At 70.8% G+C, this 25,358-nt stretch carries 26 protein-coding genes and 1 pseudogene; 11 read left to right on the plus strand and 16 right to left on the minus strand.

The window, feature by feature from the left end:
• The first annotated feature begins 22 nt into the window (after window positions 1-22).
• From ABZT04_RS26485 to uppS, 5 genes are all read left to right on the plus strand, one after another.
• Window positions 23-535 (plus strand): hypothetical protein, encoded by a 513-nt coding sequence (locus tag ABZT04_RS26485; protein WP_356059476.1) that lies wholly within the window; start codon window positions 23-25, stop codon window positions 533-535.
• Between the two features lie 24 nt (window positions 536-559).
• Complete coding sequence (locus ABZT04_RS26490) at window positions 560-1,108, plus strand: hypothetical protein (RefSeq protein WP_356059477.1); 549 nt, start codon at window positions 560-562, stop codon at window positions 1,106-1,108.
• Between the two features lie 72 nt (window positions 1,109-1,180).
• Complete coding sequence (locus tag ABZT04_RS26495) at window positions 1,181-2,389, plus strand: DUF6545 domain-containing protein (RefSeq protein ID WP_356059478.1); 1,209 nt, start codon at window positions 1,181-1,183, stop codon at window positions 2,387-2,389.
• Window positions 2,386-3,009, plus strand: coding sequence for a hypothetical protein (locus ABZT04_RS26500; RefSeq protein WP_356059479.1), 624 nt, complete (start codon window positions 2,386-2,388; stop codon window positions 3,007-3,009). Before ABZT04_RS26495 ends, ABZT04_RS26500 begins: the two co-directional genes overlap by 4 nt.
• A gap of 64 nt (window positions 3,010-3,073) precedes the next feature.
• Complete coding sequence (gene uppS, locus ABZT04_RS26505; RefSeq protein ID WP_356059480.1) at window positions 3,074-3,751, plus strand: polyprenyl diphosphate synthase; 678 nt, start codon at window positions 3,074-3,076, stop codon at window positions 3,749-3,751.
• 147 nt (window positions 3,752-3,898) lie between these two features.
• Here uppS and ABZT04_RS26510 read toward each other — a convergent pair whose 3' ends face one another.
• The 12 genes from ABZT04_RS26510 to ABZT04_RS26565 all read right to left on the minus strand — a co-directional run bounded on the left by ABZT04_RS26510 (window position 3,899) and on the right by ABZT04_RS26565 (window position 13,901).
• Window positions 3,899-4,351 carry a hypothetical protein gene (locus ABZT04_RS26510; RefSeq protein ID WP_356059481.1) on the minus strand — a complete coding sequence of 151 codons (453 nt, stop codon included), beginning with the start codon at window positions 4,349-4,351 and terminating at the stop codon, window positions 3,899-3,901.
• A gap of 118 nt (window positions 4,352-4,469) precedes the next feature.
• Window positions 4,470-4,916, minus strand: a complete 447-nt coding sequence (locus ABZT04_RS26515) for a hypothetical protein (RefSeq protein ID WP_356059482.1) — start codon at window positions 4,914-4,916, stop codon at window positions 4,470-4,472.
• 91 nt (window positions 4,917-5,007) lie between these two features.
• On the minus strand, window positions 5,008-5,895 hold the full coding sequence (locus ABZT04_RS26520; RefSeq protein WP_356059483.1) for a hypothetical protein: 888 nt from the start codon (window positions 5,893-5,895) through the stop codon (window positions 5,008-5,010).
• A 144-nt stretch (window positions 5,896-6,039) separates the two neighbouring features.
• The gene (locus ABZT04_RS26525; RefSeq protein WP_356059484.1) at window positions 6,040-7,113 is read right to left on the minus strand and encodes a hypothetical protein; all 1,074 of its coding nucleotides are present in this window, start codon (window positions 7,111-7,113) and stop codon (window positions 6,040-6,042) included.
• 35 nt (window positions 7,114-7,148) lie between these two features.
• Entirely contained in the window at window positions 7,149-8,249 is a 1,101-nt protein-coding gene (locus ABZT04_RS26530) for a phosphoadenosine phosphosulfate reductase family protein (RefSeq protein WP_356059485.1), read from the minus strand.
• A gap of 78 nt (window positions 8,250-8,327) precedes the next feature.
• Window positions 8,328-8,627, minus strand: coding sequence for a hypothetical protein (locus tag ABZT04_RS26535; RefSeq protein ID WP_356059486.1), 300 nt, complete (start codon window positions 8,625-8,627; stop codon window positions 8,328-8,330).
• Between the two features lie 90 nt (window positions 8,628-8,717).
• Window positions 8,718-9,485: a hypothetical protein gene (locus ABZT04_RS26540; RefSeq protein WP_356059487.1), complete on the minus strand. Its 768-nt coding sequence runs from the start codon at window positions 9,483-9,485 to the stop codon at window positions 8,718-8,720.
• 93 nt (window positions 9,486-9,578) lie between these two features.
• A complete protein-coding gene (locus ABZT04_RS26545; protein WP_356059488.1) occupies window positions 9,579-10,001 on the minus strand; it encodes a hypothetical protein in 423 nt (140 codons plus the stop codon).
• A gap of 136 nt (window positions 10,002-10,137) precedes the next feature.
• Entirely contained in the window at window positions 10,138-11,652 is a 1,515-nt protein-coding gene (locus ABZT04_RS26550; RefSeq protein ID WP_356059489.1) for a hypothetical protein, read from the minus strand.
• A 66-nt stretch (window positions 11,653-11,718) separates the two neighbouring features.
• Window positions 11,719-12,075 (minus strand): hypothetical protein, encoded by a 357-nt coding sequence (locus ABZT04_RS26555; protein WP_356059490.1) that lies wholly within the window; start codon window positions 12,073-12,075, stop codon window positions 11,719-11,721.
• Window positions 12,076-12,254: 179 nt separating this feature from the next.
• Complete coding sequence (locus ABZT04_RS26560; RefSeq protein WP_356059491.1) at window positions 12,255-13,385, minus strand: hypothetical protein; 1,131 nt, start codon at window positions 13,383-13,385, stop codon at window positions 12,255-12,257.
• A gap of 141 nt (window positions 13,386-13,526) precedes the next feature.
• Window positions 13,527-13,901 (minus strand): hypothetical protein, encoded by a 375-nt coding sequence (locus ABZT04_RS26565; RefSeq protein WP_356059492.1) that lies wholly within the window; start codon window positions 13,899-13,901, stop codon window positions 13,527-13,529.
• A gap of 262 nt (window positions 13,902-14,163) precedes the next feature.
• Here ABZT04_RS26565 and ABZT04_RS26570 point away from each other — a divergent pair, with 262 nt between their 5' ends.
• The 3 genes from ABZT04_RS26570 to ABZT04_RS26580 all read left to right on the plus strand — a co-directional run bounded on the left by ABZT04_RS26570 (window position 14,164) and on the right by ABZT04_RS26580 (window position 15,456).
• Window positions 14,164-14,595 (plus strand): hypothetical protein, encoded by a 432-nt coding sequence (locus ABZT04_RS26570; protein WP_356059493.1) that lies wholly within the window; start codon window positions 14,164-14,166, stop codon window positions 14,593-14,595.
• A 73-nt stretch (window positions 14,596-14,668) separates the two neighbouring features.
• Window positions 14,669-14,899 carry a hypothetical protein gene (locus tag ABZT04_RS26575; protein ID WP_356059494.1) on the plus strand — a complete coding sequence of 77 codons (231 nt, stop codon included), beginning with the start codon at window positions 14,669-14,671 and terminating at the stop codon, window positions 14,897-14,899.
• Between the two features lie 182 nt (window positions 14,900-15,081).
• Complete coding sequence (locus tag ABZT04_RS26580) at window positions 15,082-15,456, plus strand: hypothetical protein (protein WP_356059495.1); 375 nt, start codon at window positions 15,082-15,084, stop codon at window positions 15,454-15,456.
• 136 nt (window positions 15,457-15,592) lie between these two features.
• Here the strand turns inward: ABZT04_RS26580 and ABZT04_RS26585 are convergent.
• Together ABZT04_RS26585 and ABZT04_RS26590 are read right to left on the minus strand one after the other, a co-directional pair.
• A pseudogene (locus tag ABZT04_RS26585) lies at window positions 15,593-15,805 on the minus strand (hypothetical protein); the annotation flags it as partial.
• A gap of 164 nt (window positions 15,806-15,969) precedes the next feature.
• Window positions 15,970-18,342 carry a serine/threonine-protein kinase gene (locus ABZT04_RS26590; RefSeq protein ID WP_356059496.1) on the minus strand — a complete coding sequence of 791 codons (2,373 nt, stop codon included), beginning with the start codon at window positions 18,340-18,342 and terminating at the stop codon, window positions 15,970-15,972.
• Between the two features lie 170 nt (window positions 18,343-18,512).
• On the opposite strand from ABZT04_RS26590, the gene ABZT04_RS26595 reads away from it, so the two are divergent.
• Window positions 18,513-19,598: a serine hydrolase domain-containing protein gene (locus ABZT04_RS26595; protein WP_356059497.1), complete on the plus strand. Its 1,086-nt coding sequence runs from the start codon at window positions 18,513-18,515 to the stop codon at window positions 19,596-19,598.
• Between the two features lie 86 nt (window positions 19,599-19,684).
• On the opposite strand, the gene ABZT04_RS26600 is transcribed toward ABZT04_RS26595, so the two are convergent.
• Window positions 19,685-21,391: a glycerol-3-phosphate dehydrogenase/oxidase gene (locus tag ABZT04_RS26600; protein ID WP_356059498.1), complete on the minus strand. Its 1,707-nt coding sequence runs from the start codon at window positions 21,389-21,391 to the stop codon at window positions 19,685-19,687.
• Between the two features lie 271 nt (window positions 21,392-21,662).
• Between ABZT04_RS26600 and ABZT04_RS26605 the strand changes: the two genes are divergently transcribed.
• Window positions 21,663-22,871 (plus strand): nucleotide sugar dehydrogenase, encoded by a 1,209-nt coding sequence (locus ABZT04_RS26605; RefSeq protein WP_356059499.1) that lies wholly within the window; start codon window positions 21,663-21,665, stop codon window positions 22,869-22,871.
• Window positions 22,872-23,008: 137 nt separating this feature from the next.
• Complete coding sequence (locus tag ABZT04_RS26610; RefSeq protein WP_356059500.1) at window positions 23,009-23,572, plus strand: hypothetical protein; 564 nt, start codon at window positions 23,009-23,011, stop codon at window positions 23,570-23,572.
• 561 nt (window positions 23,573-24,133) lie between these two features.
• Here ABZT04_RS26610 and ABZT04_RS26615 read toward each other — a convergent pair.
• The gene (locus ABZT04_RS26615) at window positions 24,134-25,258 is read right to left on the minus strand and encodes a GuaB3 family IMP dehydrogenase-related protein (protein ID WP_356059501.1); all 1,125 of its coding nucleotides are present in this window, start codon (window positions 25,256-25,258) and stop codon (window positions 24,134-24,136) included.
• Between the last annotated feature and the right edge of the window lie 100 nt (window positions 25,259-25,358).

The raw sequence follows: 25,358 nt of genomic DNA on the forward strand, positions 1-25,358 counted from the left end.
CCCGCCAGGAGACCACCCGACAGTGACCGCAGAGCCTCATGCCCAGCCACAGCCGCCATCCTTCGGCGACGTTCTCAACCTGCTCCTCAAGTCCCAGGCGAGGGAGAACCCTGACAAGCCAGGCGAATTCATCCTTCCCACCAACCAGGAGATCGCCAACGCGATCAACGCCAAGCACGGTGCCGGAGCCATCAGCGACGAGACCATTCGCAAGCTCCGTACGGGCGGGATCAAGAGCCCGAGCCTCGCAATCGCCTCACTGATCGCCGACTCCTTCGACCTCCCGGTAGACGTGTTCAACGGCCGTAGCGAGACCTCCCAGAAAGTTGTGAAGGAAGTGCAACGGTTTCTGGAGTCCAGGCGTCCAACCTTGAGTGCAGAGCCTGAGCCGCAGACTGTCGCCGTCCTGGCCCGAACCACTCGCCGGCTGTCACCTGGTGGACAGGAACGTGTCGTCCGGTTCGCTCAGCAACTTGAGCAGATCGAGGCGATGGAGAACGAGGCGAGCGAACGCGTAGCTCCGTCCAGCGACTAACCCCCCACAAGGTGTTCAACTCAGGTGATACAGCACCCCTACGACCGAAAGATCAAGAAGGCTCTCGAGGGCATCTCTGTCCCTGCCCCACTGACGGTGGACTCCCTCTTCCCCGTGATGCGCGAGCACTACCGAGTGGACTACGGGCGCGACCTGGAGCTGTGGCGCGGCCCGTCGCCGCTCCCTGGTCTTCACGCCAACGCGCTGTGGTTGCAGCGGCCCGACGCCAGCAGTGACGCCGTCTGGGTCGACCCCGCTCTCACAGGCGATGCGGCAACGCACAGCCTCACCCACGAGTGGGGCCACCAGAAGATGCGGCACACGGCGCTCGTCCTGCGCGCCGCTCCCCCGCCGGCGGAGCCCGAGCCGTACCAGTTCCTCAGCTCGGACTTTCTCGGCGGTTGCCTCTTCGGTCGTGCCCGCTCGCACGACGGTCCCCAAGATCCGGAGTACGTGCGGGTCGAGGACGAGGCCGAACGGTTCGCATTCCTTACCCGCCGGGTGGCCGCTGACAAGGCCCGCGACGCCCGGCACCATGACCCCCTGGTCGACCGGCTGCACCGCAGCCTGTGACCACCTGCCGCTGAAAGCCACTTCGTGCCTAGAGACGACATAATCGACCTGCTCACCACCGTCCCTCTGTGGATGGTGGTCGCAGTCCGCATCTATATCCGGCCGACGACGCCGGGCCAACGGTCCTTCCTCGTGGTGCTCCTCGCCCTGAGCATCGGCGCGACCCTGCGCCTGGCCGTTGTCGAGGATCTCTTCGCCGACCTGACAGGCATCAAGGACGCGGCGGTACTGCCGAAGCACCTGATCGTCATGCTGGCCTCCACCCTCCTCCTCGGATGGGTGGAGTCCGTCGTACCGCCCCGTGAGAAAGAGCCGACCTGGCGCCGTTGGGTGAGCTTCAGGCCGCGTATGGCTGCGTTGAGCGTGTTCAGCGTCATCGCCATTGCAGCATTCCCGTTCGCTGAGCCGGCAGTCGTCGCACCCGACGGCTCCCGCGACTTCGCCTCCGCCCAGTACGGCGACGTCGCCGGCAGCGTGCACCTGAGTGTCTACCTGCTGAGCATCGGGAGCGCACTGGTCCCGTCGATCCTGCTGTACCTCACCGTCGCTCGGCGCACGGACGACCGGCTGTTGAAGCTATGCATGCGCCTCATGGCCCTGGGCGCCGCAGTGGGTGCGTTCTACCCCGTCTACCGGATCTCGTTCCTCGTGTGCGGCTTCACCAGCTGGACCTACCCCCTCTCAGAGGGCCAGTTCCAACTGGGCGGATCGGTAATCCAGATGGTGACGATCCTGTTCGTCATCGTCGGCAGCTCCGTGCGCGCAGTCGACTTCGTGCTGCGCGCCGTCCGGCAACGTCGCGGCCTCATTGCCCTCCGCTCTCTGTGGGAGGAACTCGTCTCCGTTCTCCCGCCAGACGTTGTTGTCCGCCGTCTCAAGGAGGTCCCCTCAGCCCAGGAAGAACGGCACCGCATCCGCGACCTATATGGCCGCCTTGACCAGCGAATCGTCGACATCTCGGATGCCTCGTACGAGCTGCTGCTCTGGGTCAGCAAGGACCTGCACCGTGATGCCCTCATCGAGGCGCGCGGCGCGGGCCTCCACGGTGCCGAAGCCCGCGCCGCCCGCGAAGCCCTCTGCCTGCGGGTCGCCCGCAAGAAGGCAGTCGACGCAGAGTCCTACGCCACCCTGCGCCCGGGAACAGTGCTGTCCCTGCGCAACGACCTGTTGCTCAACTCCATATGGCTGACCCGGGTCGCCCACCACTACACGTCCCCCACCCTCGCCGACGCCGCAGACCGGCTTGCCAGCGCCAACACCCCCCAGGAAGTCACCGCATGACCAGCTCCACCACCGCAGCGCCCGCTCCGACCCACGAGGAGAACCGCACGGCTCGCCTCATCACCGACCGGGCAGAGCCGCGGAACGTCATCATCCTGGTGAGCCTCGGCGTAGGCCTCGCTCAGAACAACCCGTTCACGGGAGTCCTGTGGGCTCTCGAGGCCATCCTGTTCGCCGCGGCGATCCCCATGGCCTACATCAAGTACGGCATGCGCACGGGCATGTGGGCTGACCGGCACATAGGTCAGGTCCAGCGCAGGAAGTTGCTGATACCCGTCATCATGGCCTCCGTCGCCACTGGTATCGGCGGCATGTTCCTCTTCGACGCGCCCCGGGCGATGGTCGCCCTAGTCGTCGCGATGCTCGCCACCCTCGCCGTCCTCCTGGTCCCCACCGCCGTGTGGAAGTGGAAGATCAGCGTGCACACTGCGGTCGCTGGCGGTGCCCTCGCAATGCTCGCCCTCACCTGGGGTCCGCTCGTCTGGGCTGCGTACCCGTTCGTCGCTGTCCTCGCCTGGTCCCGTATCTCCCTGCGCGACCACACCCTCGCCCAGACCATTGCGGGGGCGGCCGCGGGCACGATCACGTCCGCCCTGGTCTTCACTGCGCTGACGGCGTGACGTAAGCCGATCTGGCCACGTACACCACCCGGCCATGACGACCTCGACTCCCCCCGTCCCTGGAATGCCGGCGCGCCACATCGCCTTCATCGCCGACGGCAACCGCCGTTGGGCCGCTGCCCGGGGGGTGAGCATGGCCAGCGGCTTCCGACAGGGCGCCCTCGCCGTCCGCCAGGCACTCGACCACTGCCGTGAACTCGGCCTGGAAGCCGCCTCCGTGTTCCTCATGTCGAGCCGGAACTTCCACCGCGCCACCGCCGAGGCCACTGTCTTGGTCGATGTCATCGCCGAGCTACTGCATCACGTCGCGGACGAGTCCACCGGGCCCGTCCGCGTCCTGCACTCCGGCGCCCTCCGGGGCAATGCGACTCCGCAGCTCCTGGAGGCGATCGAGTACGCCGAAGCCACCACCACCCAGCGGGAGGGCATGGCTGTCTGCCTCGGCGTCGGCTACGACGGGCAGGACGAGATCCGGCGGGCCGCCCACCGCGCGGTGACCTGCCCGGAGTACGGCCCGGCGGTCAAGCTGCCGATCGAGCGGTATCTGACCACGGCCGGCCTTCCCGACCCGGACCTGATCATCCGCACCAGCGGGGAGCGACGTCTGTCCGGTTTCCTGCTCTGGCAGGCCAGCGACGCCACCCTCCACTTCGAGAACCGATGGTGGCCCGACTACGACCGGACCGTGCTCACCGATGCCCTGGCGGTCCACATGGAGCAGTGCCGCACGTTCGGCCGCTGACGGGACTCACCTAGCCCTCGCTGGGACAGGGCAGGACGAGCCCGCACAGAAGAGGGGCCCCAGGACGATCACCTGGGGCCCCTCTCTGCTATTCGCTGGGCAGCGAACACATCGGCTGATCAACGGTACGCGATCACCGGGTGGTGCTCAGAACAGGCCGAACTGTCCTGCGCGCTCGAGGGACTGCCGTTCCTCCTCGGCGCGCTGCCGTGCCTCGTCCTGCCGCAAGAGGGCCTTGAGCGGAGCCTGACGCGCCTCCTGGACCGCCTTGCGGGCCTGCAGCTCCGCGGACGTCGCCCACCGCACCAACAGCTCGTTGTCGGCGAGTCCGGGCGCCTCGCCGTCGACGTGGCACTTCACGTACGGCTGCTCCAGCCGGTGACGGACCTCGCGCATCGTGGTGAACCAGTCCGGGCCGTACGCGCCGACGATGACGAACAGTGCCCCGGCTTCGTCGACGTGCTGTCGGGCGGCGAACCCGTCCGTCTCGTGCTGGGCGGGGCGGCCGGCCTTCTGCGCTGCCTCGCCGAGGCCGAGGTCGACGAGCCCGCCCTCGACCAGGTGACGGCGGATTGTGCTGACGCGGGTGGGACGGGACATGGGGTGCGGTTCCTTCCTTCGGGACGAGGCCGGTGCTCTCCGACCCCAGAGACAGGCGGGGCGCCGCCCACGGCGCCGCTCCCGGGGCTGGGGCGGGCCGTGGACGGCGCGGGGGGGACTACTCGGACAGGCGCTCCTTAGCGCGGTCCTTGAGGACGCCGAGGACGCCGGGAGCCCGCCTCACGGCCTCCTGCGCCATCGAACGCACCATGCGGATGCCGACGACGTCAGCGAGCCGGCGAATGGTGTCGTCGGCGAACATGCCCAGCTCCGGCCAGTCGGCCTTGCAGGCGGCGAGCTGCTCGTCGGTGAGGCGGTCGATGGTCCACGCCGACGGGGCGGCGCTGTCGATGATCCGACGCTTGGACATCTCCGCGTCGATGACGCCGAAGTCCTCCACGATCTTCGCGGCGATGTCGTCCCGCTGCTCCATCAGCTCGACGTCCCAGGCGAGACCCTTGCCCTTGCGCTCCTCGGAGGCGTGTCGCGCGAGGCTGGCCTTCCACGCCTCGGCGTTCTCGCGGAGCTGGGCGAGCGGGCCGTTCAGGTCGGTCTTCTGGTACACGGTGGTGTCCCTTCGTTCGGGTCGGTGGCGGGGTGCTCTCCCCGCCGGTGGGCCGGGGCGCCCGTGGTGGACGCCCCGGAAGAGTGGAGGATCAGGCAGTCAGCGTCAGGAGCTGCCGGTGATCGGGGAGGGAGTTGAGGAGACGGTTCCGCCACGCCAGGGCGTAGCGCGGGCAGTTGCCGCAGTGCTGGTGCGTGCACCCGGGCATCGGGGCCCGCTTGGTGGCGTTCAGGCTCCACGCCAGGGAGTCGGACGAGTAGAGCAGGTGGGAGACCTCGCGCAGGCCGGTGACCTTGAAGCCGAACCCGTGCAGGCGGATGCCCATGGACCACAGGGTCTCGATGATCCGTACGGCCTCGTTCGTCGTCTGCCGACGGCACACGGAACCGATGCCGACGACCGGCTCAAGGGTCAGGTCCACACCGGCCTGCTCGTACAGGTCCACGCAGCGCAGGTAATCGTCGAGGGTGAAGCCCTGGAGGACGGGCATCCACGGCAGGTCCGGGTCCAGGCTCAGGAGGTTGATGAAGGACGCCACGGTCTTGTACTGGTGGCGCTCCACCGTCAGACCGGTCTTCGCAAGGATCTCGTCCTCACACATCCAGTCCTGAATGGCGCAGACGTCCATCATGCCGATCTCGTCGTAGTACCGGCGCGCCGCGGCCGCGTACTCGTACGGGGTGACGGTCCACTCGCCGTACTTCGACAGCTCCGTGAAGCCGCCGGAGTCCAGCATCCACGGCGTGACGGCGCGCGGCAGGGTCTTGCGGCCGGAGAGACGGTGGTTCGCAACGCACAGCGGAACGCAGTCCTCGCCGAACTCCGGCCGGGCGAGCCACGACGGCTGATGCGTGCCCAGGTACGTCACGCGGTCGACGTCGTCGTACGAGCGGCGCCCGGGGTTTGTCGGGGCGGCCGGTCGCATGGCTGCACTGTCCGCGGCGGACGCGGGGAGGTCGAAGAGGGCGGCAGAGGGCACGCGGTTTTCCTTCGTTCGGGCTTCGTTGGCGGTGCTCTGCGCCAACACCAAACACAATACAGCAATGAGACTCGCAGGGAAGGGGGAACCCGCGAAAACGGGGACCGCCCGACCAGGACGGCCCCCGCCACGCCTCCGCGGCGCTCAGCTCTCGTCGGCGCCGGCCTCCTGGTGGGCCTTCACCCTGCGGACCAGGTTGGCCATCTGCCACGGCGCCATACCCATCGTGGCCAGAGTCGCCAGGAACCCGCCGAGAGCTTGCAGTTCGGGCCGCTTCTCCAGCTCGGCCGCGATCTGCTCCTCGGACAGCTCCCGGCTGATCCCCCACTCCTTCGGTGCACGACGGTCGGCCGTCGCCCGCTGGTCGAACTCCGTGAACCGCTCGGCCAGTTCGTATCCCGCGGTCGCGCGCTCCTCGAGGGCCTTCACCTGCTCCCAAGTCTCCGCACCGGGCGTCACCGGCTTCACCACCGCGGCGGCGAGTCCGCGCAGCACCTCAAGGTCGTCGTCCAGGGTCGGCTCGGGCTTCCTGCCGGTCATCGTGTTCCTTCGGTCGTCGGGTCGGCTGGGCACAGTGGGCGCGGGGGTCTGGGGCGCAGGACGGATCTGCTCGGCCGGCGCGGACCGCTCCGCGCTCTGGGCGTAGCTGAGGCGGGCGCCCTCCGGCAGCACGCGCACGGTGCCGTCGGCGAGCGGCCAGCCGAGAATCTGCACCGGCCGGGCGGGCTCCCCCTCCTGCCGCTTCCACATCGCCCGGGAACCCACAGGGTGGCGTTCGGCGAACTCGGGAGCTGTCAGCGGCATGCCGACCAGTCTCCGGCCGCGCTCGGTGATGCGCAGGGAGTTTCCGCGCTCCCAGCGGTCCGCCACGGACACGGGGCGGCCGTCGCTGTCCTGGAGGACGGCAAGCCCGTCGCGGACCAGGGCGAGCATGTCACTGTGCCCCGTCGTCCCCGGCAGACAGCCATTCACGGGGTTGGCCCGCGCCAGGAGGAAGAACCGGCCCAACGGCGCAAGCGCGGCGCGTCCCTCCGTGGTGAGGAACCGGCCCCCGGCCGCCACGTCAGTGCGCGCCCAGGACTCGGGGAGGCTGTTGAGCACGCGCTGATTGGCACCGTCGGGCAGTCGGCCGTCCGCGTCGACTGCGGCGAGCATGACGCGGCGCTGCCCCGGGGTGGCCTTGTCGGTGGTGTACGGGGTGGTGGCGAACACGGACACGGGTCTTCTCCGGAAGTCAGTGGGTGTGCAGGGGGTCAGGACGCGAGGGCCAGGCGCTCGCGGAGGAGATCACGGCGGCCCAGGTACATGGCGGTCGTCGACTTGCCGACGAACCCGGCCATCGCTGTCCCGGCCGGCGGCCGCCGCACGGGGCCGAGCTCCCTCTCCAGCTCGGCGGCGCGGCGGATGATCTCGGCCATGGACAAGCCGTGCTTGAAGTCGGCGCCGACCTGGACCTCCATGTCCGCGTACTCGGCGGCCTTGTCCGGGCGCAGCCGCGCGGCGAGCACCACGTCGGCCTCACACCCGAGGACACAGAAACTGCAGCTCAGGCGCCGCATGCCCCAGTCGTATGCCTCGTGGTACGGCAGGCCGGAACGGGCGATCTCCCGCCACACCTCGGCGTCGCTCCACCCGTGGATCGGGCGCCACACGGTGACGTGCCGCTTGCCGTTGCTCGCGGAGCGGTCGATCTCCACCTCGGCGAGCTTCGCCCGCGGCGCGGACTCGGCGGCCCGCTGCCCCATGCAGTTGAGGATGCGGACCGGGCGGCCCAGGTGGGACAGCTCCGCGGCGAGCTTGGTGAACAGCGTCCAGATCGGCCCGCGCTTCACGTCACTCGTGCACCAGCGTGCAGAACTCGAAGGCCAAGCCGGGGGGACCTTCACCGCGGCCGGGTCGAGGCCCGCCTCGATTGCCTCGCGCTCCGCCTTCGCCTTGAGCTTGCCGAAGCGGATCAGGACGCGCCCGAGGAGATCGGCGCCCTTCGCCTTCACCACCTCGAACCGGCCGACCCCGGCGAGACGGGCCTGCTCCTCGGCGAGGGCCTTCGTGCCGGCCCACTCGATGTCCCCCAGGTCCGCGTGGACGACGACCACCTTGTCCAGCATCCCGAGGGCCTTCGCGCGGTGGACGACGTACGACAGCATCGCCTGACTGTCCTTGCCGCCGCTGGAGTTCACGACCACCCAGTCCGCTTCGGCTATCAGCTCGTCGGGGACGGTCGTGGACGGCTTGAGCGGCACGGACGCGTGGACCTTGCGCGGGCGGCGCGCCTTCTTCGCCGGAGCCGCCGCGGGGGCGCCCTGGAGGCCGGTCTGGATGGCGGGGAGGTCGAAGAGGGTCGCGGTCTGCATGGCGGGCGTCCTGGGGCGTGAGGCGGGCGGAGGGGCGGTACGGCCGGGGCGCTGCGGGCACCCCGGCCGGGCGGGCGGCTACCGGCGCTGCGGGCGGCCCATGCGCTCCTCGCGGGGGAGCATCGAGCGGTCGACCGGCGGGAACGGGACGGGACGGCCGTACGCCCCGAAGCGCAGCGCGGTTTCTCCTCGCTCCACGCGCGTCTTGAGCCACGGCGCGGAACGGCGCTCCCCGTGCCGGTACGAGCGGGCGAGGCAGGCGCGGGCGGCGCCGACGGTGGTGCTCGTCGACCGGATGCTGGCGGGGCGGGCACGGCGGTCGGTCCAGCGGGGAGAGCGGGCCTTGCGGGCGCGGTGGGCGCGGATGGTGGCGTGCATGGTGAAGTCCTCAAGGTCGGTGGAGCGGGCGGCACGGGGGCGGCGTACGGCCGGGGCACGGTGGGGGCGCGCCCCGGCCGTACGGGGCTGCTACGCGGTGCGGGGCAGACCGCGCAGCAGCCCCACGGGCACCTCCAGCTCGGAGGAGCGAAGCCGCCGGACGGCGAACCCCTTCTCCCTGCGGACCACCGCGCGGACGCTGCCCTTGCGCATTGCCGCCTTTCGGGCCGCGGGGTCGTCCTGCGCCTGCACGCGGGCGATCTCCTCGCCCTGGGCGTCCGTGATCGTCCAGCAGTCCGTCAGTTCGCCCTCGGGCGCCGGGGGGAGTGCGGGAAGCGGCTGCAGCTTGTCCAGGGCGACACGGATGGTCTTGCCGTGGCGGGCGCTTAGGGCCTCCACGGTGGCGCCCTCGGGCAGCGACTTGATGATGACGATGTCCCGATAGTCCTCGTCGGGGTCGGGCACGTACACGGCAGCCGTGTCCACAGGGAACCGGGCGGGCGGGGGCGTGAGGATGAGGCGGGCGAGCCGCTTGACGCCGGCCGCGTCCTGCTCCGGGTACTCGGCGACGCTCCATCCGGCAGTGGCGAACAGGTCCGCGTACGCCCGGATGGTCAGCTCTCGGTCGTGCCGCTCGTGCTCGTCCGTGGTCGTGCCGTCCTCGCCGCAGAAGGTCAGGACGACTTCGCCAGTGGACCGCCGCGGGTCAAGGTATGCGCCGCCGCTGACGCACACTCCGTCGGCGGCGAACACGGCGAGCGGCTGACCGTCGTGGGCGAGCAGACGCAACGCCGCCTTCACCTGGGGGTCGTCCGTGCTGGCGGGGAGGCAACCGGACGTGGTGACGGTCTTGGACATGACGGGGTTCTCCTTGGTGAGGTCTGGCGAACTGGGGGAGGGTGCCGGGGCGCGGCGCGTACGGTCGCGCCCCGGCGAGAGGGACCGGACCGGTCAGATGACGTCGGTGACGTCGTAGAAGCTGGCCAGGCCGCGCGTGAACCGCTCCAGGGAGAGCGGCAGCGTCGGGCGGGCGAACTCGTCGCGAACGGCGGTCTCGTAGGACAACTCCGCCAGGACGCGCGTCGCGTGGTCACTGGCCCAGTAGCGGCGCACCGACCAGTAGTCGACGCCGTACCGCGTCCCCTGGGTGACCGGGTCGATGTACTCGACGCACCGGATGATCAGCACCGCCGTGCCGTCCGCACCGTTGATGACGGACTCACGGAGCGCCTTCCCGCCCAGGATGTTGAAGCTGAAGGCGTCGGACTGCTCGCGCGGGGTGTCGGTTCGCCCCTCGGAGTTGAGGACGGTGCGCATCTCCGCGAACCGCGCGGTGACCTGGGGGGCGACTTCCATCGCCAGAACAATGTTCATCGTGTTCCTTCCTTCGGGCTGTTGGCGGTGCTCTCCGCCAGCACCTCAGAGAGTACAGCAATGAGACTCGCGGGTGTAGTACCCCCAGGAACACAAGGCTCAAGAGGATCGGGAGTCGCGTTGCTGGCCCGCACGGTCATGCAATGAGCATCACGCCGCCGATGGTCTTCGCCCGGCGTACGACGACGACACCGCCCGTACGGCGCCGCGGGGCTGGTTCCGGCAGCTCTCGCAACGGCGTGCCCACGGTCCCGTCCCGGCCGGTGAGCTGTGTGAACCGCTCCTCGAACTTCGGGCGCTGCTTGTCGTGCACCCCGGCCGGCGCCGCTACCAGGTACCCGGACGCCGTTGGGTAGCTGTCGCCCGCGGTCAGGTAGTGCGCCCGCTCGATCCCGGAGTGCTCGCCCCTCTCCAGCGTCATGCCGCGCTTGCCAGCCTGGGCGCGCACGTGCGCCTCGGCGTCCGCCCGGCTCCCCTCGAACACGGTGCGCACGGACCGCCACGCCTGGCCCTTCTTCGCCGCGCCCCGGCACGAGTCCCAGTAGCCGGAGCACCACGGTTCGAACCGGCCCGCCGGATGCCCCTGGACGCACGCCTCGGTGCGGGGCTGACGGCACCACCAGCGCGGCGACCGGCACGCCGTACCGTGCCAGCGGCGGCAGTCGTCCGTGCGGGCCGCGAAGTACACCCGGCGCACCTCGTACACGGCGTACGGGGCCTGCTGCAGCGACAGCTCGAACGCGTCGAGCACCGCGGTGTTCTGCCCGTCCTCCGTGAGCCGCTTGCGCAGCGACGTCGTGCCGTACAGGGCTACGCGCTCGTTCAGGGCCTGGGAGACGTACTCCATGCGCAACACGTCGGCCGCGACGTGCGGGTGAGCCCTCAGCCGCTCCTCGTGGGCGTCCCGGGAGGCACACACGCCACTGAACGGGCACTGCGCGCAGTAGCTCTTACGGATCTTCTTGCCGAGCTGCGCCAGGACGTACGCCTCCACCGCGGCCCGGTCCATCGCGGCCAGGATGAGCGGGTAGTACGGCTCGCAGATGCTCCGGCCGGCCTCGGCGTTCAGGCGCCGCTGGATGCCGGTGTCCTTCTCCGCCCGACCCATCTCGCCCGCGTGGTAGCCGATGCCCCGCCGGAAGCTCGCCGTGCCGAACTCGTGGGCGGCCCACGCGTCCAGGCACCAGCCTTTGAACTTGATGGAGCACGTACGGCGCCCGTTCGCCATCTGCGGCACCGTCCCCGCCGCGCGCAGCTCATCGGAGAGCCGCCACGGCCCCTGAGCGAAGATCCGGCGCGGCTGGCGGGAGTCGTCGAGGATCACCACCCCGTCGGCGTCCTCCGGCCCACACCGGGCTATCTGCACCAGCCTCACCCCGGCCCGGCGCAGCAACGGCAGGACGAGCCGGTCTACGTAGCTCAGGGAGTCCGGCCACTCGTCCCCGGTCACCGCGTGCACCACCACCAGGTCCGACAGGTCCGCCCGCAGCCCGTACCGCTCCGGGTCGGCGAGGAACATCAGCAGGATCGCCGTACTGTCCGCGCCGAGCCCGTACGACAGGACCGTGATGCCGGACCGGCGGAACGTGGCAGGCGCGGCCGTGGACGCCTCAGCGGGGGCGGGCAGATCGAACAGGGCAGGGGCAGACACGGGCGTTCCTTCGGGAGATCCGGCGACGGCCGGGCGGGGCAGGGAGCTGCGAGAGGGGGCGGGGGCTCAGCGGCGCCCGAACACCCGGCCCAGCAGGGACCGGAGGGACCGAAGACGGCCACGGCGCTCGAACGCCCGGACCATCGCGGCGACGACCGCCGGGTCCGGCGCATGGCTCCACTGCACGCCAAGGACCACGTACTCACTCACGTCCGGCCGGTCCAGACGCAGGTACGCCCCGCCCAGGTCGGACTTCCACAGCATCCAGACGTGATCCGTCTCGGAACTCCGCTCGAACTCCCCGGTGACCATCGGCGACGGAAGACCCATCGCACGGGCCACCTCGTCGGCGAACGACTCGAACGTGTACCGGGGCGACGGCTGAGGGGACACGTGGGACTGGAGCCAGAACGGCAGCGGCATGGGGCTGGAACCTTCCTCGGAGCGGCGAACAGACCACCGGCGGGCCGGACGCCGAAAGCGCGGGAAAAGCGCAGGCAGACAGGGTTTTGGGACTTTTGGGACCGTCCACACGCGCGCGTGCGCGTACGGGGCTCGACGGCGCCGCCCGACCAGGCCGGCCGGGCGGCGCCGGACTCCGGTCAGGGGCGGCGGTCGAGGACGTAGTCGACGGGGACGGCGACGCGGAACCGGGGGCCGAACTCGCGGCGGGTGTTCTCGGCGGCGTCCTCGCGGCCGTCCCGCTTGCGGAACTTGAGGACGATCGGCGGGTGTGCGGGGGCGTACCCGATGGGCGAGTCCAGACCGGCGGTGATCGTTGCGGTGACGGTCCATCCGGTGCCGGAGTCGCTACGGCAGTGCACGCGCACGGTGGGCGTGCCGGTGGCGACGGCGGACAGCTCCTCGGGCGTGGCGTCGACGGCGTTGTACGCCAGGGTCGCGACTCGGATCTCCTCGGCGGTGCCGGGCATGTCCGTGCCGTGCATCCGGTGCGCGTGGGGAGCTACGGCCAGGATCACCGCGCGGGCCCGCTCGACGGCGGCGCGCGCCTGGTCGTGGGCGGCGTTGCGGGCGGTGAGGCTGCGGGCGGTGCGCAGCGCTTCCCACGCCTCCTCGAGGTCGTTGCGGGTCTCGACGATCTCGAGGTGGTGCTCCGGGGCGGAGATCTTGCCCAGGGTGAGCAGGTGGCGGTCGAGGTTGGCGAGGTCGCGGGGCGCACCGCCGAGGGAGGCATGCACGGCCGACTCGTACGCGGCCAGGGCGGCGTACAGGGGAGCGGCGGCGGCCGTGGTCGGGGCGGTCTCCTCGGCGGGGGCGGGGCGCTCCTCGGCGACGGCCGGGCGCGGCATGCGCCACAGGCGGATGGAGACCGGCATGCAGCCCTGCAAGCGGCGCGTCTGCTGACGGTGGGAGAGGCGGACGGAGATGGCGTTCGTCAGAGCCTTGTCCCAGCCGCGCGGGTCGTCGTCGCCGCCCTCGGTGATCTCGTCGCGGAGCGCGTGAACCTCGTCGGTGCTCATGTGGTGGAGCTGTTCGCGGATGGCCCAGTACCGCTCATCCTCGGTGAAGATGACCCGGACGCGCTCGGACTCGGCGCGCTTGCGGATGATGCGGCGCACCATCTCCTTGTTGGCCTTGCCGCACTCCTTCTCGTAGTCGCGGCTCATGACGGCGTCCACCAGGTCGTGAGTGACGACGTGGCCGTTGTGGAGGCGGGCGGAGATCAGGACCTGCAGCGCCATCCAGTTGGCGCGCTCCGTGGCAGTGATCACGGGTGTGTTCCTTCGTTCGGGCGTCCCGGTGCTCTCCGGGACTGGTGAGGGGGCGGTGCGCCCTGCGCCTGCACCGGGCGGGCCGGTGAGGGGGCGGGGCGCACCGCCCGCCGGGGGGGAACGGCGGGCGGTGCGGGTTTGTCAGGCGTCGTCGCCCATGAGGGCGTTCATCTGGTCCTCGAACGTGGTGGGCACGGGGGAGATGAGGCCGCGGGCCTTGAGGGCGGCGTCTCCGGCGCTCACGGCGTGCAGTTCGACGTAGACCAGGCCGGGGACCTCGATGCACTGCGCTTCGATGTCGTGGCGCTGGAGGGCCTGTTCCACGTCGTTGTCCGCGGCGCGCTCGACGGCCAGGACGTCAACGCGGTTGTCGGGGGTCTGGGGGGTCCACTGGCCCGTGGTGTCGGCGACGACGAAGAACAGGGCGGTGAGCTTGCGGAGTTCGACGCGGTAGGCGGGGGCGCGGTCCATGTCTTCCGGGAGGGGGGCGGGGGTCTTGTCGAGGGACACGGGCATTGTGGCGTTCCTTCGGTCGGGCGGGCCCCGGTTGCTCTCCGGGGCTGCGGGGTGAACCCGCTAAGAGAACAGTACAGCAATGCGACTCCAGTGCAATACGGATGCCGTAAGAAACCGTAAACACACAGGTGAAACGGCCGCGCCGCTCGCCATGCACTCTCATGGCTGTACTTTCCTGCGGGGGTCCTGTACGTTCTGGAGCCCCGCCACCCGGCGGCCCGAGGAGAGCACCCCGGGGAAGCCCGAACGAAGGAACCCGTCCATGCGCCTGTCCCGCCTGCTCCGTCGCCCCCGCCCCGCCGCGATCCTGGCCGCGGGCCTGACGGTCGCCACCCTCGGACTCCTCGGCTCCTGCACCGCCACCGACCCGGCCGCCGCGCCCCGGCCGGCCCACACGGTCACCATCACGCCGTCCGTCGACGCCGACCTCGTGGCCACGTACAACGCCGGTTGGAAGGCGGGGGTGGCCGACCTCGGCGACGGCACCGCGCCCACGTACCCGGACGTCGTCGGCGACGCCAACGACCCGGGCACCGTCGCGTGGTCGGACGGCTGGATCGACGGGCAGGCCGATGCCCTCGGCGACGACAACCGTGACGGCCGGATCGAAGAGGACGAGAGCGGGTGGGACTGCCACCGGATGGGCAACCACGTGTGCGACCCGCAGCGCGACGCAAGCGCCCCTCGGCGCTGACCTAGACGCCCACCGTCCCGCCGGGGCGCACCGCCCGCGCCCCGGCCTCGCCGAGCACAGACAGGAGACCGCAGTGACCGCCAACCCCCAGGGCCGCGACTGGAGCCGCATGGCGCGCGCCGACTTCGACGACTCCGCCCCGCTCGCCCTGGTCGACGCCCGCGCTGTCAGCCGCGCCGTGCCCGCCGTCGCACACTCCAACGGGACCGATGCGCTGTTCGGGGAGGACCCGACGCCCGCACGCCCCGCCCGCACCCGTAGGCCGGCCGCGCCGCCCACCGAGGACACCGGCACCCTCTTCTAGCCCGCTTGGGAAGTACAGCCGTGAGACTTTCGGCGCGCGCCGACAGCTTCCAAGCGCGCCGTTCCACCTGGAAAAACTTCGATCTCTTCCCTGGATTCGCCTTCCCGCCTGGTCTCATTGCTGTATTGTGTGTGTTGTTGGCGGAGAGCACCGCCGACAAGCCCGAAGGAAGGAACACCCCAATGTCTTCTGTCGCCGCCCGCCGCGTACTCCGTGACCGCGTCCGGACCAACCGCGCCGCCTCCACCGAGCGCCGCGCCGCCGCCCAGGCCGCCCGCCGTGTCCGCACCGGCGCCCGCTCCCTGGTCACCCACGTCATCGCCACCGGCGCCGACGCCGCCACCGTCAAGGGCGTCGTCAAGGCCCTGCGCACCGCCGCGAAGAACGCGGGCGTCAAGGGCCGCCGCGCCCGTATCCGCCGCTCCTTCGACGGCGCCCGGAACGTCGTCAAGACCGTCTACCGGTACACCCGCGCCCAGGTCGCGCAGATCGCCGCCGCGTACAAGCCGCGCAAGGCCGACTACAAGGCCGTCCGCGCCGCGCTGATCGCCGCCTGACCGACCCCCAGACCGCCGGGGCGCGGCCCTTCCCCCCCCCCCCCCCCCCCCCCCCCCCCACACCCCACACGCCCCCACACCCCACCCCCCCCCCCCCCACCCCCCCCCCCCCCCCCCGCGGGGCCCCCCCCCCCCCCGCCCCGCGGTCGCGCGCCGTGAACCCGTCGGGCAGTCCGTCCTCGCCGAGCACCTCCGCCTCGACGACCTCCGGCAACGGCACCTGGCGTACCAGGACTTCCTGACCGCTGTAGGTGTCGAAGGCCCGGGTCTCGGTGAGTTCGTACTCGTCGGACGGCGGCAGCGGCAGGCGGTAGCGGTCGGCGAGTACCCGACCCGCATAGTCGTCCACGTTGCCTCCCCCGGCCGCCCGGTTGGTCAATTCCGTTCGCCTTGCGCCCCGTTCCGCCTACATACCTGGATGCGTACGGTCCGCGACCATTCACGATACGTGCCGGAGGCAACCCGCAAAGAGGGGTTGACCGATCTGGCACGTCAAACCCGAACCCGCTCGTTCTACGACTTCGGTTCGAACGTCTTTGTCAGTGTTGCCCACGTGTCCTTGCGCAGTTCGGTGTCCCAATTCGCGGCTTTCGCGGTGTACATGAGCGCATATCCGAGATGACTGTTGACGACGAACCCGCGGTCGATCGTGCGGTACTTCGTCCCGCCGTCCTCATAGGTGAACTCCCAGTCGGCCGCGTTCCAGCCCCGGTAGTCCACCCCCGCTATTCGGATCCGCGTGTACCCGGAGCGCGTCATGTACTGCTCCTGGTTCTTCCAGTCCGCCACCGGATCGCCCTTCGGCGTACTGGTCCAGGCGATCAGCAGCTTCTGCCCGTCGGGGCCGACCAGCCGGACTCCCGCGGAGTCCGTCGACTGGTACGACCATCCGGCGGGCAGGCCTATGGAGAACCCCTGGCTCCCCTTGTACGTCTTCACGACCGCGGCACCGTCCGAGGAGCCGTCCGTCTCGTCACCGCTCCCGCCGGACGCGTTCGTCCCGGAGGACGAGGTGCTGCCCGAACCCGAAGCCGACGCCGACGCCTTCGTCGAGGAGTCGTCCTGCGCACCGCCGGTGCTCGCCGTGTCGCCGCTGTCCTTCTTGGTGCCGGTCCCGGCACTCGCGCTCGCACTGACACTGGCGACCGCCTTGCCGCCACTGTCCTTCTTCGACCCCTTCGAGCCGCTGTCGTCGTCGCCACCGAGCGTGAACGCCAGCACGACACCGAGCACCGCGAGCACGACGACGACCGCGATGATCACCAGCGTCCGCTTCGGCACCACATCGGTGAGCGGCGCCCTCGGCACCGGCCGCGGCGGCAGATCGGGCGGCGTCATCACGGGCCAACCGGAACTCCGCCCACCGGCGGCCGATTTGGCCTCCCGCGCACCCACCTCGTGCGTCGCACCCGGGTCCTTGGTCCCCGGGTCCTTGGTCCCCGAGTCCCGCACACCCAGATCGCGCGTACCCGCGTCCGCCGCACCGGCCTTCGCTCCCGAAGCGGCCGACACCCCGGCCCGGGTCGCCGCACCGGAAGCCGCACCCGACCTCGCCGAAGGCACCTCCGGCGTCCGAGGCTCGGCAACGGGCACGGACCCCGCCGCACCCTTCTTACTCCCGGAAGCGCCGTCCCCGGCAGCGGCCGCGCCCTTCGCACCACTGGAGCCACCGGCCCCCGAAGTACCAGAGCCACTCTTACCCGGCGCACCGACCGGGCCGGCCGCACCGGTCCCGGCAGCAGCCGCACCCGGACCCGAGCCACCCGGCTTGCCGGCAGCGGGAGTTGAATCCGCGGCAGAGCCCGGACTCGCAGCCGCCGCAGTGACCGCCCCTGCTCCCGCCGAACCCCCCGCAGCCTTCCGCATGGACCGCAATGCCCCGCGCAACCGGTCGGCGCCCGCCGAACTGCCGCCACCGCTCTTCTTGCCGCCGGACTCGGTCGGCCCCGGCTGCACAGGCAACGGCACCACCCTCGTCGCGTCCGCCGGTGGCACTGGCTCCGGCTCGGCCGCCTTCGGCTCGGGCGCGTGGAGCACCGCGTTGAGCATCGCCCGGGCACCCGCGTCGTCGAGCCGCTGGGCGGGGTCCTTGTTCAGCAGGCCGTAGATGACGTCCTTCAACGGCCCGGCGTTCTTCGGCTCCTCCAGCGGCTCGGTCATCACCGCGGTGAGCGTGGCGATCGCGGAGCCCTTGTCGTACGGCGGCGCTCCCTCGACCGCCGCGTACAACAACCCGCCGAGCGACCACAGGTCGGCCGCCGGACCCGGCTTGTGCCCGCGGGCCCGCTCCGGGGAGATGTACGAGGGCGCGCCGACGAGCATGCCGGTGGAGGTGATCGACGGGTCGCCCTCGACCTGCGCGATACCGAAGTCGGTCAGCACGACCCGGCCGTCCTCGGCGATCAGCACGTTCGACGGCTTCACGTCGCGGTGCAGGATTCCCTCGCGGTGCGCCGACCGCAGGACGTCGAGGATCGCGAGCCCGACCTCCGCAGCGCGCCGCGGTGCGAGCAGACCGTCCTCCCGGATGGCCTCGGCAAGCGACTTGCCCTCGACCAACTCCATGACGATCCACGGCCGGTCGTCCTCGTCGACGACGTCGTAGACCGTGACCGCGCTGGTGTTACGGATCCGCGCGATGGCCTTGGCCTCGCGCAGGGTCCGGGTGATCAGCCGTCGTTTCTCGTCCTCGTCGATGCTGGACGGGAACCGCAGTTCCTTGACGGCGACCGTCCGGCCCAGGGTTTCGTCCTCGGCACGCCACACCGTGCCCATGCCTCCGCGGCCGAGCACTTCTCCCAACCGGTACCGCCCGGCGAGAAGACGCCCGTTCTTGTCCTGACGAGTGTCCTGACGGGATGTCCCCGCCCGCTCCGCCTCCGACATGCGTCCCCTCATGCAACCCGCCCTGACAGAGCCTCCATTGTCCCCCACCGAACAAGTGCCCAACGCCCAGGGGGCCTCTGTCCGGGCACCGGGGTCACATCCCCTCGCATATCCGCCGCAGGTCACACAGCCAAGTCCGGCACGATGACCCGCGAGAACGGAGGACCGCGATGCCCACACCTCGGACACTGTTGGCGATTCCGGTGTCCCTGGCCCTCCTCTGCCTGTCGCCGACCGCCTCCCACGCCCGCCCCGCGCGAGCCACGAACGCCCTGGTCACGCTCCTGGTCACCCGGGGCGGAGCCCCGGGAGCTGCGCTACTGACCCGCGACGGGACGGGCCCCCGCACCACGCGGGCCGGCACGGACCGTGCACCGGACCGGACGGACTACGCACAGGCCGGGACGGGCATCGGCCGCGCCGACCACTTCCGCGCCGGCAGCATCACGAAGACCTTCATCGCGACGGTGGTCCTCCAACTGGCCGCCGAACACCGGCTGTCCCTGTCCGACACGGTGGAGCAACACCTGCCGGGCCTGGTGCGCGGAGCGGGCAACGACGGGCGCGCGCTGACCCTCCGCTCCCTGCTCACCCACACCAGCGGCCTGTACGACTTCGCCGCGGTCACCCGGGGCACGATCCCCGTCTCCCCTCTTCAAGCCGTCCGTATCGCCCTCACCCACCCCCCGGCCGATCGCGGCCGCTTCTCCTACTCGAACACCAACTACGTCCTGCTCGGCCTGGTCGTCCGGCAGGTCACCGGCCACTCGTACGCCACCGAGGCCGAGCGCCGCATCATCGCTCCGCTGGGTCTGACGGGCACCTCCTTCCCGGGCTCCCGCACCACACTTCCCGCACCGCACGGCCGCGCCTACGCCGCCGACGGCTCCGACGTCACCGATCTCGACCCGCGGGTGGCCGGGGCCGCGGGCGAGTTGGTGACCACGCTCGCCGATCTGGACCGCTTCTACTCGGCCCTGCTCGGCGGTGAACTCCTGCCTCCGCACTGGCTGCGCGAGATGCTCGACACCCGGACCGCACACGGCTCGTACGGCATGGGCCTGTTTCCGGTGAAGCTCCCGTGCGGCACCACGGTGTGGGGGCACAACGGCCGGATCTCCGGCAGCTACGTGCGCACCGCGGCCACCGTCGACGGTCGTCATGTCCTCACCTTCCGGGTGAACACGAGCGAGCTGGCAGACCCCGGTCTCGAACCCGCCCTGCTCTCCGCCGAGTTCTGCCCCCGCACCTCGTAGAACGGCCGGGTTCCGGACAAAGATCCCAGCTCACGACACTCGTTCGAGTGAAGCCGACCGGGATGCGCGGCGGAACCCGGGCCGACTTACATCGGCGCGATGTCCGGCGCCCCCAACCGCGCCGCGTCCGCCGTCAGGTCGTCGGGCTGAAGCTGCGACTCCCGCTCGGCCTCCACGCGCTTCTCGTAGTGCTCGACCTCGCGCTCGATCTGGTCCTTGTCCCAGCCGAGCACCGGCGCCATCAACTCGGCGGCCTCACGGGCGCTGCGCGTGCCCCGGTCGAAGGTCTCGATGGAGATGCGGGTGCGGCGGGTCAGCACGTCGTCCAGGTGCCGCGCGCCCTCGTGCGAGGCGGCGTAGACGATCTCGGCGCGCAGATAGTCGTCGGCGGCCTGGAGGGGTTCGCCCAGGGTCGGGTCCTTGGCGATGAGGTCGAGGACCTCCTCCGCCATCGACCCGAAGCGGTTCAACAGGTGTTCCACGCGCACCACATGGATGCCGGTCCGGGCGGCGATCCGCGCTCGCGCGTTCCACAGCGCCCGGTAGCCCTCCGCGCCGAGCAGCGGTACGTCCTCGGTCACGCACTCGGCGACCCGCATGTCGAGCCCGTGCACCGCCTCGTCCACCGCGTCCTTGGCCATCACCCGGTACGTCGTGTACTTGCCGCCCGCCACGACGACGAGCCCCGGCACCGGATGCGCCACGGTGTGCTCGCGGGACAACTTGCTGGTGGCGTCCGACTCGCCGGCCAGCAGCGGGCGCAGCCCCGCGTACACGCCCTGCACGTCGTCTCTGGTCAACGGCACCGCGAGCACCGAGTTCACATGCTCCAGCAGATAGTCGATGTCGGCGCTGGACGCGGCCGGGTGGGCCTTGTCGAGGTCCCAGCCGGTGTCGGTGGTGCCGACGATCCAGTGCCGGCCCCAGGGGATGACGAACAGCACGGACTTCTCGGTGCGCAGGATCAGCCCGCTGGAGGAGTTGATGCGGTCCTTGGGGACGACCAGGTGGATGCCCTTGGAGGCGCGGACGTGGAACTGTCCGCGCTCCCCGACCATCGCCTGGGTGTCGTCGGTCCACACGCCCGTGGCGTTCACGATCTGTTTGGCGCGGATCTCGTACTCGCCGCCCGCCGCGACGTCCTCCACCCGGGCGCCGACCACCCGCTCGCCCTCGCGCAGGAAGCCGGTCACACGCGCGCGGTTGGCGACTTTCGCGCCGTACGACGACGCCGTGCGCACCAGGGTCGCCACATAACGGGCGTCGTCCATCTGGGCGTCGTAGTACTGCAACGCCCCGACCAGGGCGTCCTTCTTCAACGCGGGTGCCACACGCAGGGCGTGACGTCGGCTCAGGTGACGGTGGGTGGGCAGGCCCCGGCCGTGGGCGCGGGCCATGGACATCGCGTCGTAGAGCGCGACGCCCGAGCCGGCGTACAGGCGCTCCCAGCCCTTGTGCTGGAGCGGGTACAGGAAGGCCACCGGCTTCACCAGGTGCGGGGCGAGCCGCTCCAGGAGCAGGCCGCGCTCCTTGAGGGCCTCGCGGACGAGCGCGAAGTCGAGCATCTCCAGATAGCGCAGGCCTCCGTGGATGAGCTTGCTCGACCTGCTCGACGTGCCGGACGCCCAGTCGCGCGCCTCGACCAGTCCCGTGGACAGGCCGCGTGTCACGGCGTCCAGTGCGGTGCCCGAGCCGACCACGCCGCCGCCCACGACGAGCACGTCCAACTCGCGCTCGGCCATTTCCGCCAGTGCCTCGGCTCGCTGCGCCGGACCCAGTGTCGCTGTCCTCACCGCTGCCTCCCGCTATCGGTAGCGCCGGCCGCACCCGTTCGGCGAAGCCCGGTTCGTTTCCCTCCTGCCCAAATTCTGACCGGGTTGCCCGACTTCAGCCACCACTCGCCCCCAGCCTGTGGACAACAATCACAGGACTGCCGAAAAACGCAGCCGTCCAATCCCGCATAACGGTCATATTTACTCCTAGTCTGACATTGCGCTCGCTCGTTCTGTCCACAGGGCTTGCGCACCTGTCCCGCTTCGGTTATTGGGAAGGACGGCCCACGCCATGCCCGCAGATCTCGCCGTCATCGGACTCGGTCCTCTCGGCCTGCCCCTGGCCCAGGCCGCTGTCGCCGCCGGCATCGCCACGGTCGGCTTCAAGACCGGTCCCGAGGCCGGCTCCCTCAGCCCCGCCGAACTGCGCCGGATGCTCTCGGGGGGCTTCCGGCCGGCCACGAACCCCGCCGAGCTGGGCCGCGTACGCACCGCCGTGATCTGCGCGCCGACGCCCCGGGACGCGGACGGCGGCCTCGACCTCAGCCTGGTGGAGACGGCAGCCCGCACCCTCGCGGCCCATCTGCGCCCGCACACCACGGTGATCCTGGAGTCACCGGTGCACCCGGGCACCACCGAGGACTTCCTCCGCCCGCTTCTCGAGGAGGGATCGGGCCTCCGCGCGGGCCGCGACTTCCACCTCGCCTACTCCCCCAGCCGTGTCGACCCCGGCAACCGCGACTTCACCCCGGCCAACACCCCCAAGGTGATCGGCGGGCTCACCCCGGCCTGCACCGAGTCCGCCGCCGCCTTCTACGGCCGTCTCACCGACAAGGTGGTACGCGCGCGTGGCCTGCGCGAAGCGGAGACCGTGCAGCTCCTGGAGACCAACTTCCGACACGTCAACATCGCCCTCGTCAACGAAATGGCCGTCCTGTGCAACGACTTGGGCGTCGACCTCTGGGACGTCATCCGCTGCGCGGAGACCAAGCCGTTCGGCTTCCAGGCCTTCCGCCCCGGCCCCGGCGTCGGCGGCCACGCCGTCCCCCAGGACCTGTCGGCCCACGGCGGCCGCCCGCTCCGCATGGTCGAACTCGCCCAGCAGGTCAACAACCAGATGCCCCGCTACGTCATCCAGCGCGCCGCCACCCTCCTCAACGAACACGGCAAGTCCGCACGCGGGGCCCGCGTCCTCCTCCTCGGCGTCACCTACAAGGCCGACCTCGCCGACCAACAGGCCACCCCCGCCCAGGAGATCGCGATCCGCCTGATGGAACTCGGTGCCTCCGTCAGCTACCACGACCCCCACATCCCGTCCTGGAGCGTCCTCGACCGCCCGGTCCCCCGCGCGGACTCCCTCTACGAGGCAGCGGCCGACGCCGACCTGACGATCCTGCTCCAGCAACACCGGACGTACGACCTCCAAGGCCTGTCGGTGAAGGCACAGTTGCTCCTGGACACCCGGGGGGCCACGCCCACAGGGGCGGCGCACCGGCTCTGAGCCCGAAATCCGCTGGTGGCGCGACCGCCCTGACCTGCTAATCTCCCCCCACTCGTCGCACATTCGTGCGCACGCATCTCCGTTTCACCTTTCGCGTCACCTTTCGTGTCGTCATATCCCGTGGGGGGATCTCTGTCATGAGCCAGTCAGCCACGCCACCACAGCAGCCACAGCAGCCACAGCCCGTGGTGCAGGCGCAGCCGGTCGACGGCAACCCGTACGCCCAGCAGCCCGGTGCCGTACCGCCGCCCCAGGCGCCGAATGCGCCCTACGTCCCGCCGGTGCCGCCCGTTCCGGCGAGGAACAACATCGGCCTCGGCCTGGTCACCGCCGTGGTGGCCGCGCTCGTCGCCGCAGGCGTCTACGGCGTCGTCATCGGCGTCACCAAGCACGAGATCGGCTGGGCGGCGGTCGGCGTCGGTTTCGTGATCGGCCTCGCGGCGGGAAAGCTCGGCGGTCGCAACCCCGTGCTCCCGGTGGTCAGCGCCGTCCTGGCCCTGGGCTCCGTCTACCTCGGCCAGCTGATCGGCGAGGCGATGATCGGCGCGAAGGACCTCGGCGTGAGCTTCAGCGAGGTGTTCTTCGACCACTTCGACGTCGTCCAGGAAGCCTGGAAGGCCGAGGCGGACCCGCTCACCTTCGTCTTCTTCGCCATCGCCGCGTTCGCCGCGTTCTCCGGCACCAAGAAGGCGTCGCTCTGACCGGCGCGCGGGGTGTGCAGGGGGGGCGCCTGAGGAAGGCTGTGCGTCGGGGGCTGGTGGCATGTGGGGCTTGGCGCCGGTACCGTACAGAACAGGTGGAGCCCACCGCAGGGGGTACTGCAGCGGGCTCCGAGCTGGTTCACGGGTGTCCGCCCCTAATTCCTCTGGGGGCGGCCGCTCACCAGCTATTGATCCACAAGATGCACCTCCTCCGGAACTTCACCAGCCGAAGCCAAGTTCGATCCCAGCGGGTGGGCTTGCGGTGACGACCCATGGGTGCGCCCCCTTCCACGACGCCACCCATTGACCCGGTAGGCAGCACGTCGGAATTCGGGCCGGGCCCCGAGAGCCCGGGTCCGGAACCTTGTCCCTGGAAGGGGGCGACCCAGAGGACTGGGACGCCGATCACGGACACTATCCGCCCGCACACAGCCATCAGGGCATATTCATCCCGAACGCAACCGTGCGCCCCCACTCCCCAACACACGCCCCACCAGCCCCACTTGGGCACACGAAAGGGCCCGGACCACCCAGGTCCGGGCCCTTCGGCAAGTCGTAGGGCTACCGCTTGTGCTGTGAGTCCGCCACCGTCACCTCGACGCGCTGGAACTCCTTCAGCTCGCTGTAACCGGTCGTCGCCATCGCGCGGCGCAGGGCGCCGAAGATGTTCATCGAGCCGTCGGGGATGTGGGACGGGCCGGTGAGGATCTCCTCGATGGTGCCGACCGTGCCGAGGTCGACCTTCTTGCCGCGCGGGAGTTCCTCGTTGACCGCTTCCATGCCCCAGTGGTGGCCCTTGCCGGGGCCGTCCGTGGCGCGGGCCAGCGGGGAGCCCATCATGACGGCGTCCGCGCCGCAGGCGATGGCCTTGGGGAGGTCGCCGGACCAGCCGACACCGCCGTCGGCGATCACGTGGACGTAGCGGCCGCCGGACTCGTCCATGTAGTCACGGCGGGCCGCCGCCACATCCGCGACCGCGGTCGCCATCGGGACCTGGATGCCCAGCACGTTGCGCGTGGTGTGGGCCGCGCCGCCGCCGAAGCCGACGAGGACGCCGGCCGCGCCGGTGCGCATCAGGTGCAGGGCCGCGGTGTACGTGGCGCAGCCGCCGACGATGACCGGGACGTCGAGTTCGTAGATGAACTGCTTCAGGTTCAGCGGCTCGTGCGAACCGGACACGTGCTCCGCCGAGACCGTCGTACCGCGAATGACGAAGATGTCCACGCCCGCGTCGACGACGGCCTTGGAGAACTGGGCCGTGCGCTGCGGGGAGAGCGCGGCGGCGGTGACCACGCCCGAGTCGCGCACCTCCTTGATGCGCTGCCCGATCAGCTCCTCCTTGATGGGAGCCGCGTAGATCTCCTGGAGGCGGCGGGTCGCGGCGTCCGCGTCCAGCTCGGTGATCTCGTCGAGCAGCGGCCGCGGGTCCTCGTACCGCGTCCAGAGGCCTTCGAGGTTGAGCACGCCGAGGCCGCCCAGCTCGCCGATGCGGATCGCGGTGGCCGGGGAGACGACCGAGTCCATGGGGGCGGCCAGGAAGGGCAGCTCGAAGCGGTAGGCGTCGATCTGCCAGGCGATCGAGACCTCCTTCGGGTCCCGCGTACGGCGGCTGGGGACGACAGCGATGTCGTCGAAGGCGTACGCCCGGCGGCCGCGCTTGCCGCGCCCGATCTCGATCTCAGTCACGTGTGTGGCCTTTCCTTCTGCGTCTCAGCGTCTACCAGTATCGCCGACGGGCACGACAAGGGCGGCCCCGGTGCGCCCGGGGCCGCCCTCGCACAAGCCT

Origin of the sequence: Streptomyces sp. NPDC005492 (assembly GCF_040605995.1) — a bacterium.
In the GTDB taxonomy this organism is placed as follows: domain Bacteria; phylum Actinomycetota; class Actinomycetes; order Streptomycetales; family Streptomycetaceae; genus Streptomyces.

What these genes read in the sequence shown, in the direction of transcription:
- ABZT04_RS26565 (WP_356059492.1), bottom strand. Translation starts at nt 13,901, where the DNA reads ATGCCCGTGTCCCTCGACAAGACCCCCGCCCCCCTCCCGGAAGACATG.
- ABZT04_RS26590 (WP_356059496.1), bottom strand. Translation starts at nt 18,342, where the DNA reads ATGTCGGAGGCGGAGCGGGCGGGGACATCCCGTCAGGACACTCGTCAG.
- ABZT04_RS26570 (WP_356059493.1), top strand. Translation starts at nt 14,164, where the DNA reads ATGCGCCTGTCCCGCCTGCTCCGTCGCCCCCGCCCCGCCGCGATCCTG.
- ABZT04_RS26530 (WP_356059485.1), bottom strand. Translation starts at nt 8,249, where the DNA reads ATGCAGACCGCGACCCTCTTCGACCTCCCCGCCATCCAGACCGGCCTC.
- ABZT04_RS26500 (WP_356059479.1), top strand. Translation starts at nt 2,386, where the DNA reads ATGACCAGCTCCACCACCGCAGCGCCCGCTCCGACCCACGAGGAGAAC.
- ABZT04_RS26495 (WP_356059478.1), top strand. Translation starts at nt 1,181, where the DNA reads ATGGTGGTCGCAGTCCGCATCTATATCCGGCCGACGACGCCGGGCCAA.
- uppS (WP_356059480.1), top strand. Translation starts at nt 3,074, where the DNA reads ATGCCGGCGCGCCACATCGCCTTCATCGCCGACGGCAACCGCCGTTGG.
- ABZT04_RS26605 (WP_356059499.1), top strand. Translation starts at nt 21,663, where the DNA reads ATGCCCGCAGATCTCGCCGTCATCGGACTCGGTCCTCTCGGCCTGCCC.
- ABZT04_RS26610 (WP_356059500.1), top strand. Translation starts at nt 23,009, where the DNA reads ATGAGCCAGTCAGCCACGCCACCACAGCAGCCACAGCAGCCACAGCCC.
- ABZT04_RS26580 (WP_356059495.1), top strand. Translation starts at nt 15,082, where the DNA reads ATGTCTTCTGTCGCCGCCCGCCGCGTACTCCGTGACCGCGTCCGGACC.
- ABZT04_RS26510 (WP_356059481.1), bottom strand. Translation starts at nt 4,351, where the DNA reads ATGTCCCGTCCCACCCGCGTCAGCACAATCCGCCGTCACCTGGTCGAG.
- ABZT04_RS26545 (WP_356059488.1), bottom strand. Translation starts at nt 10,001, where the DNA reads ATGAACATTGTTCTGGCGATGGAAGTCGCCCCCCAGGTCACCGCGCGG.
- ABZT04_RS26555 (WP_356059490.1), bottom strand. Translation starts at nt 12,075, where the DNA reads ATGCCGCTGCCGTTCTGGCTCCAGTCCCACGTGTCCCCTCAGCCGTCG.
- ABZT04_RS26535 (WP_356059486.1), bottom strand. Translation starts at nt 8,627, where the DNA reads ATGCACGCCACCATCCGCGCCCACCGCGCCCGCAAGGCCCGCTCTCCC.
- ABZT04_RS26595 (WP_356059497.1), top strand. Translation starts at nt 18,513, where the DNA reads ATGCCCACACCTCGGACACTGTTGGCGATTCCGGTGTCCCTGGCCCTC.
- ABZT04_RS26540 (WP_356059487.1), bottom strand. Translation starts at nt 9,485, where the DNA reads ATGTCCAAGACCGTCACCACGTCCGGTTGCCTCCCCGCCAGCACGGAC.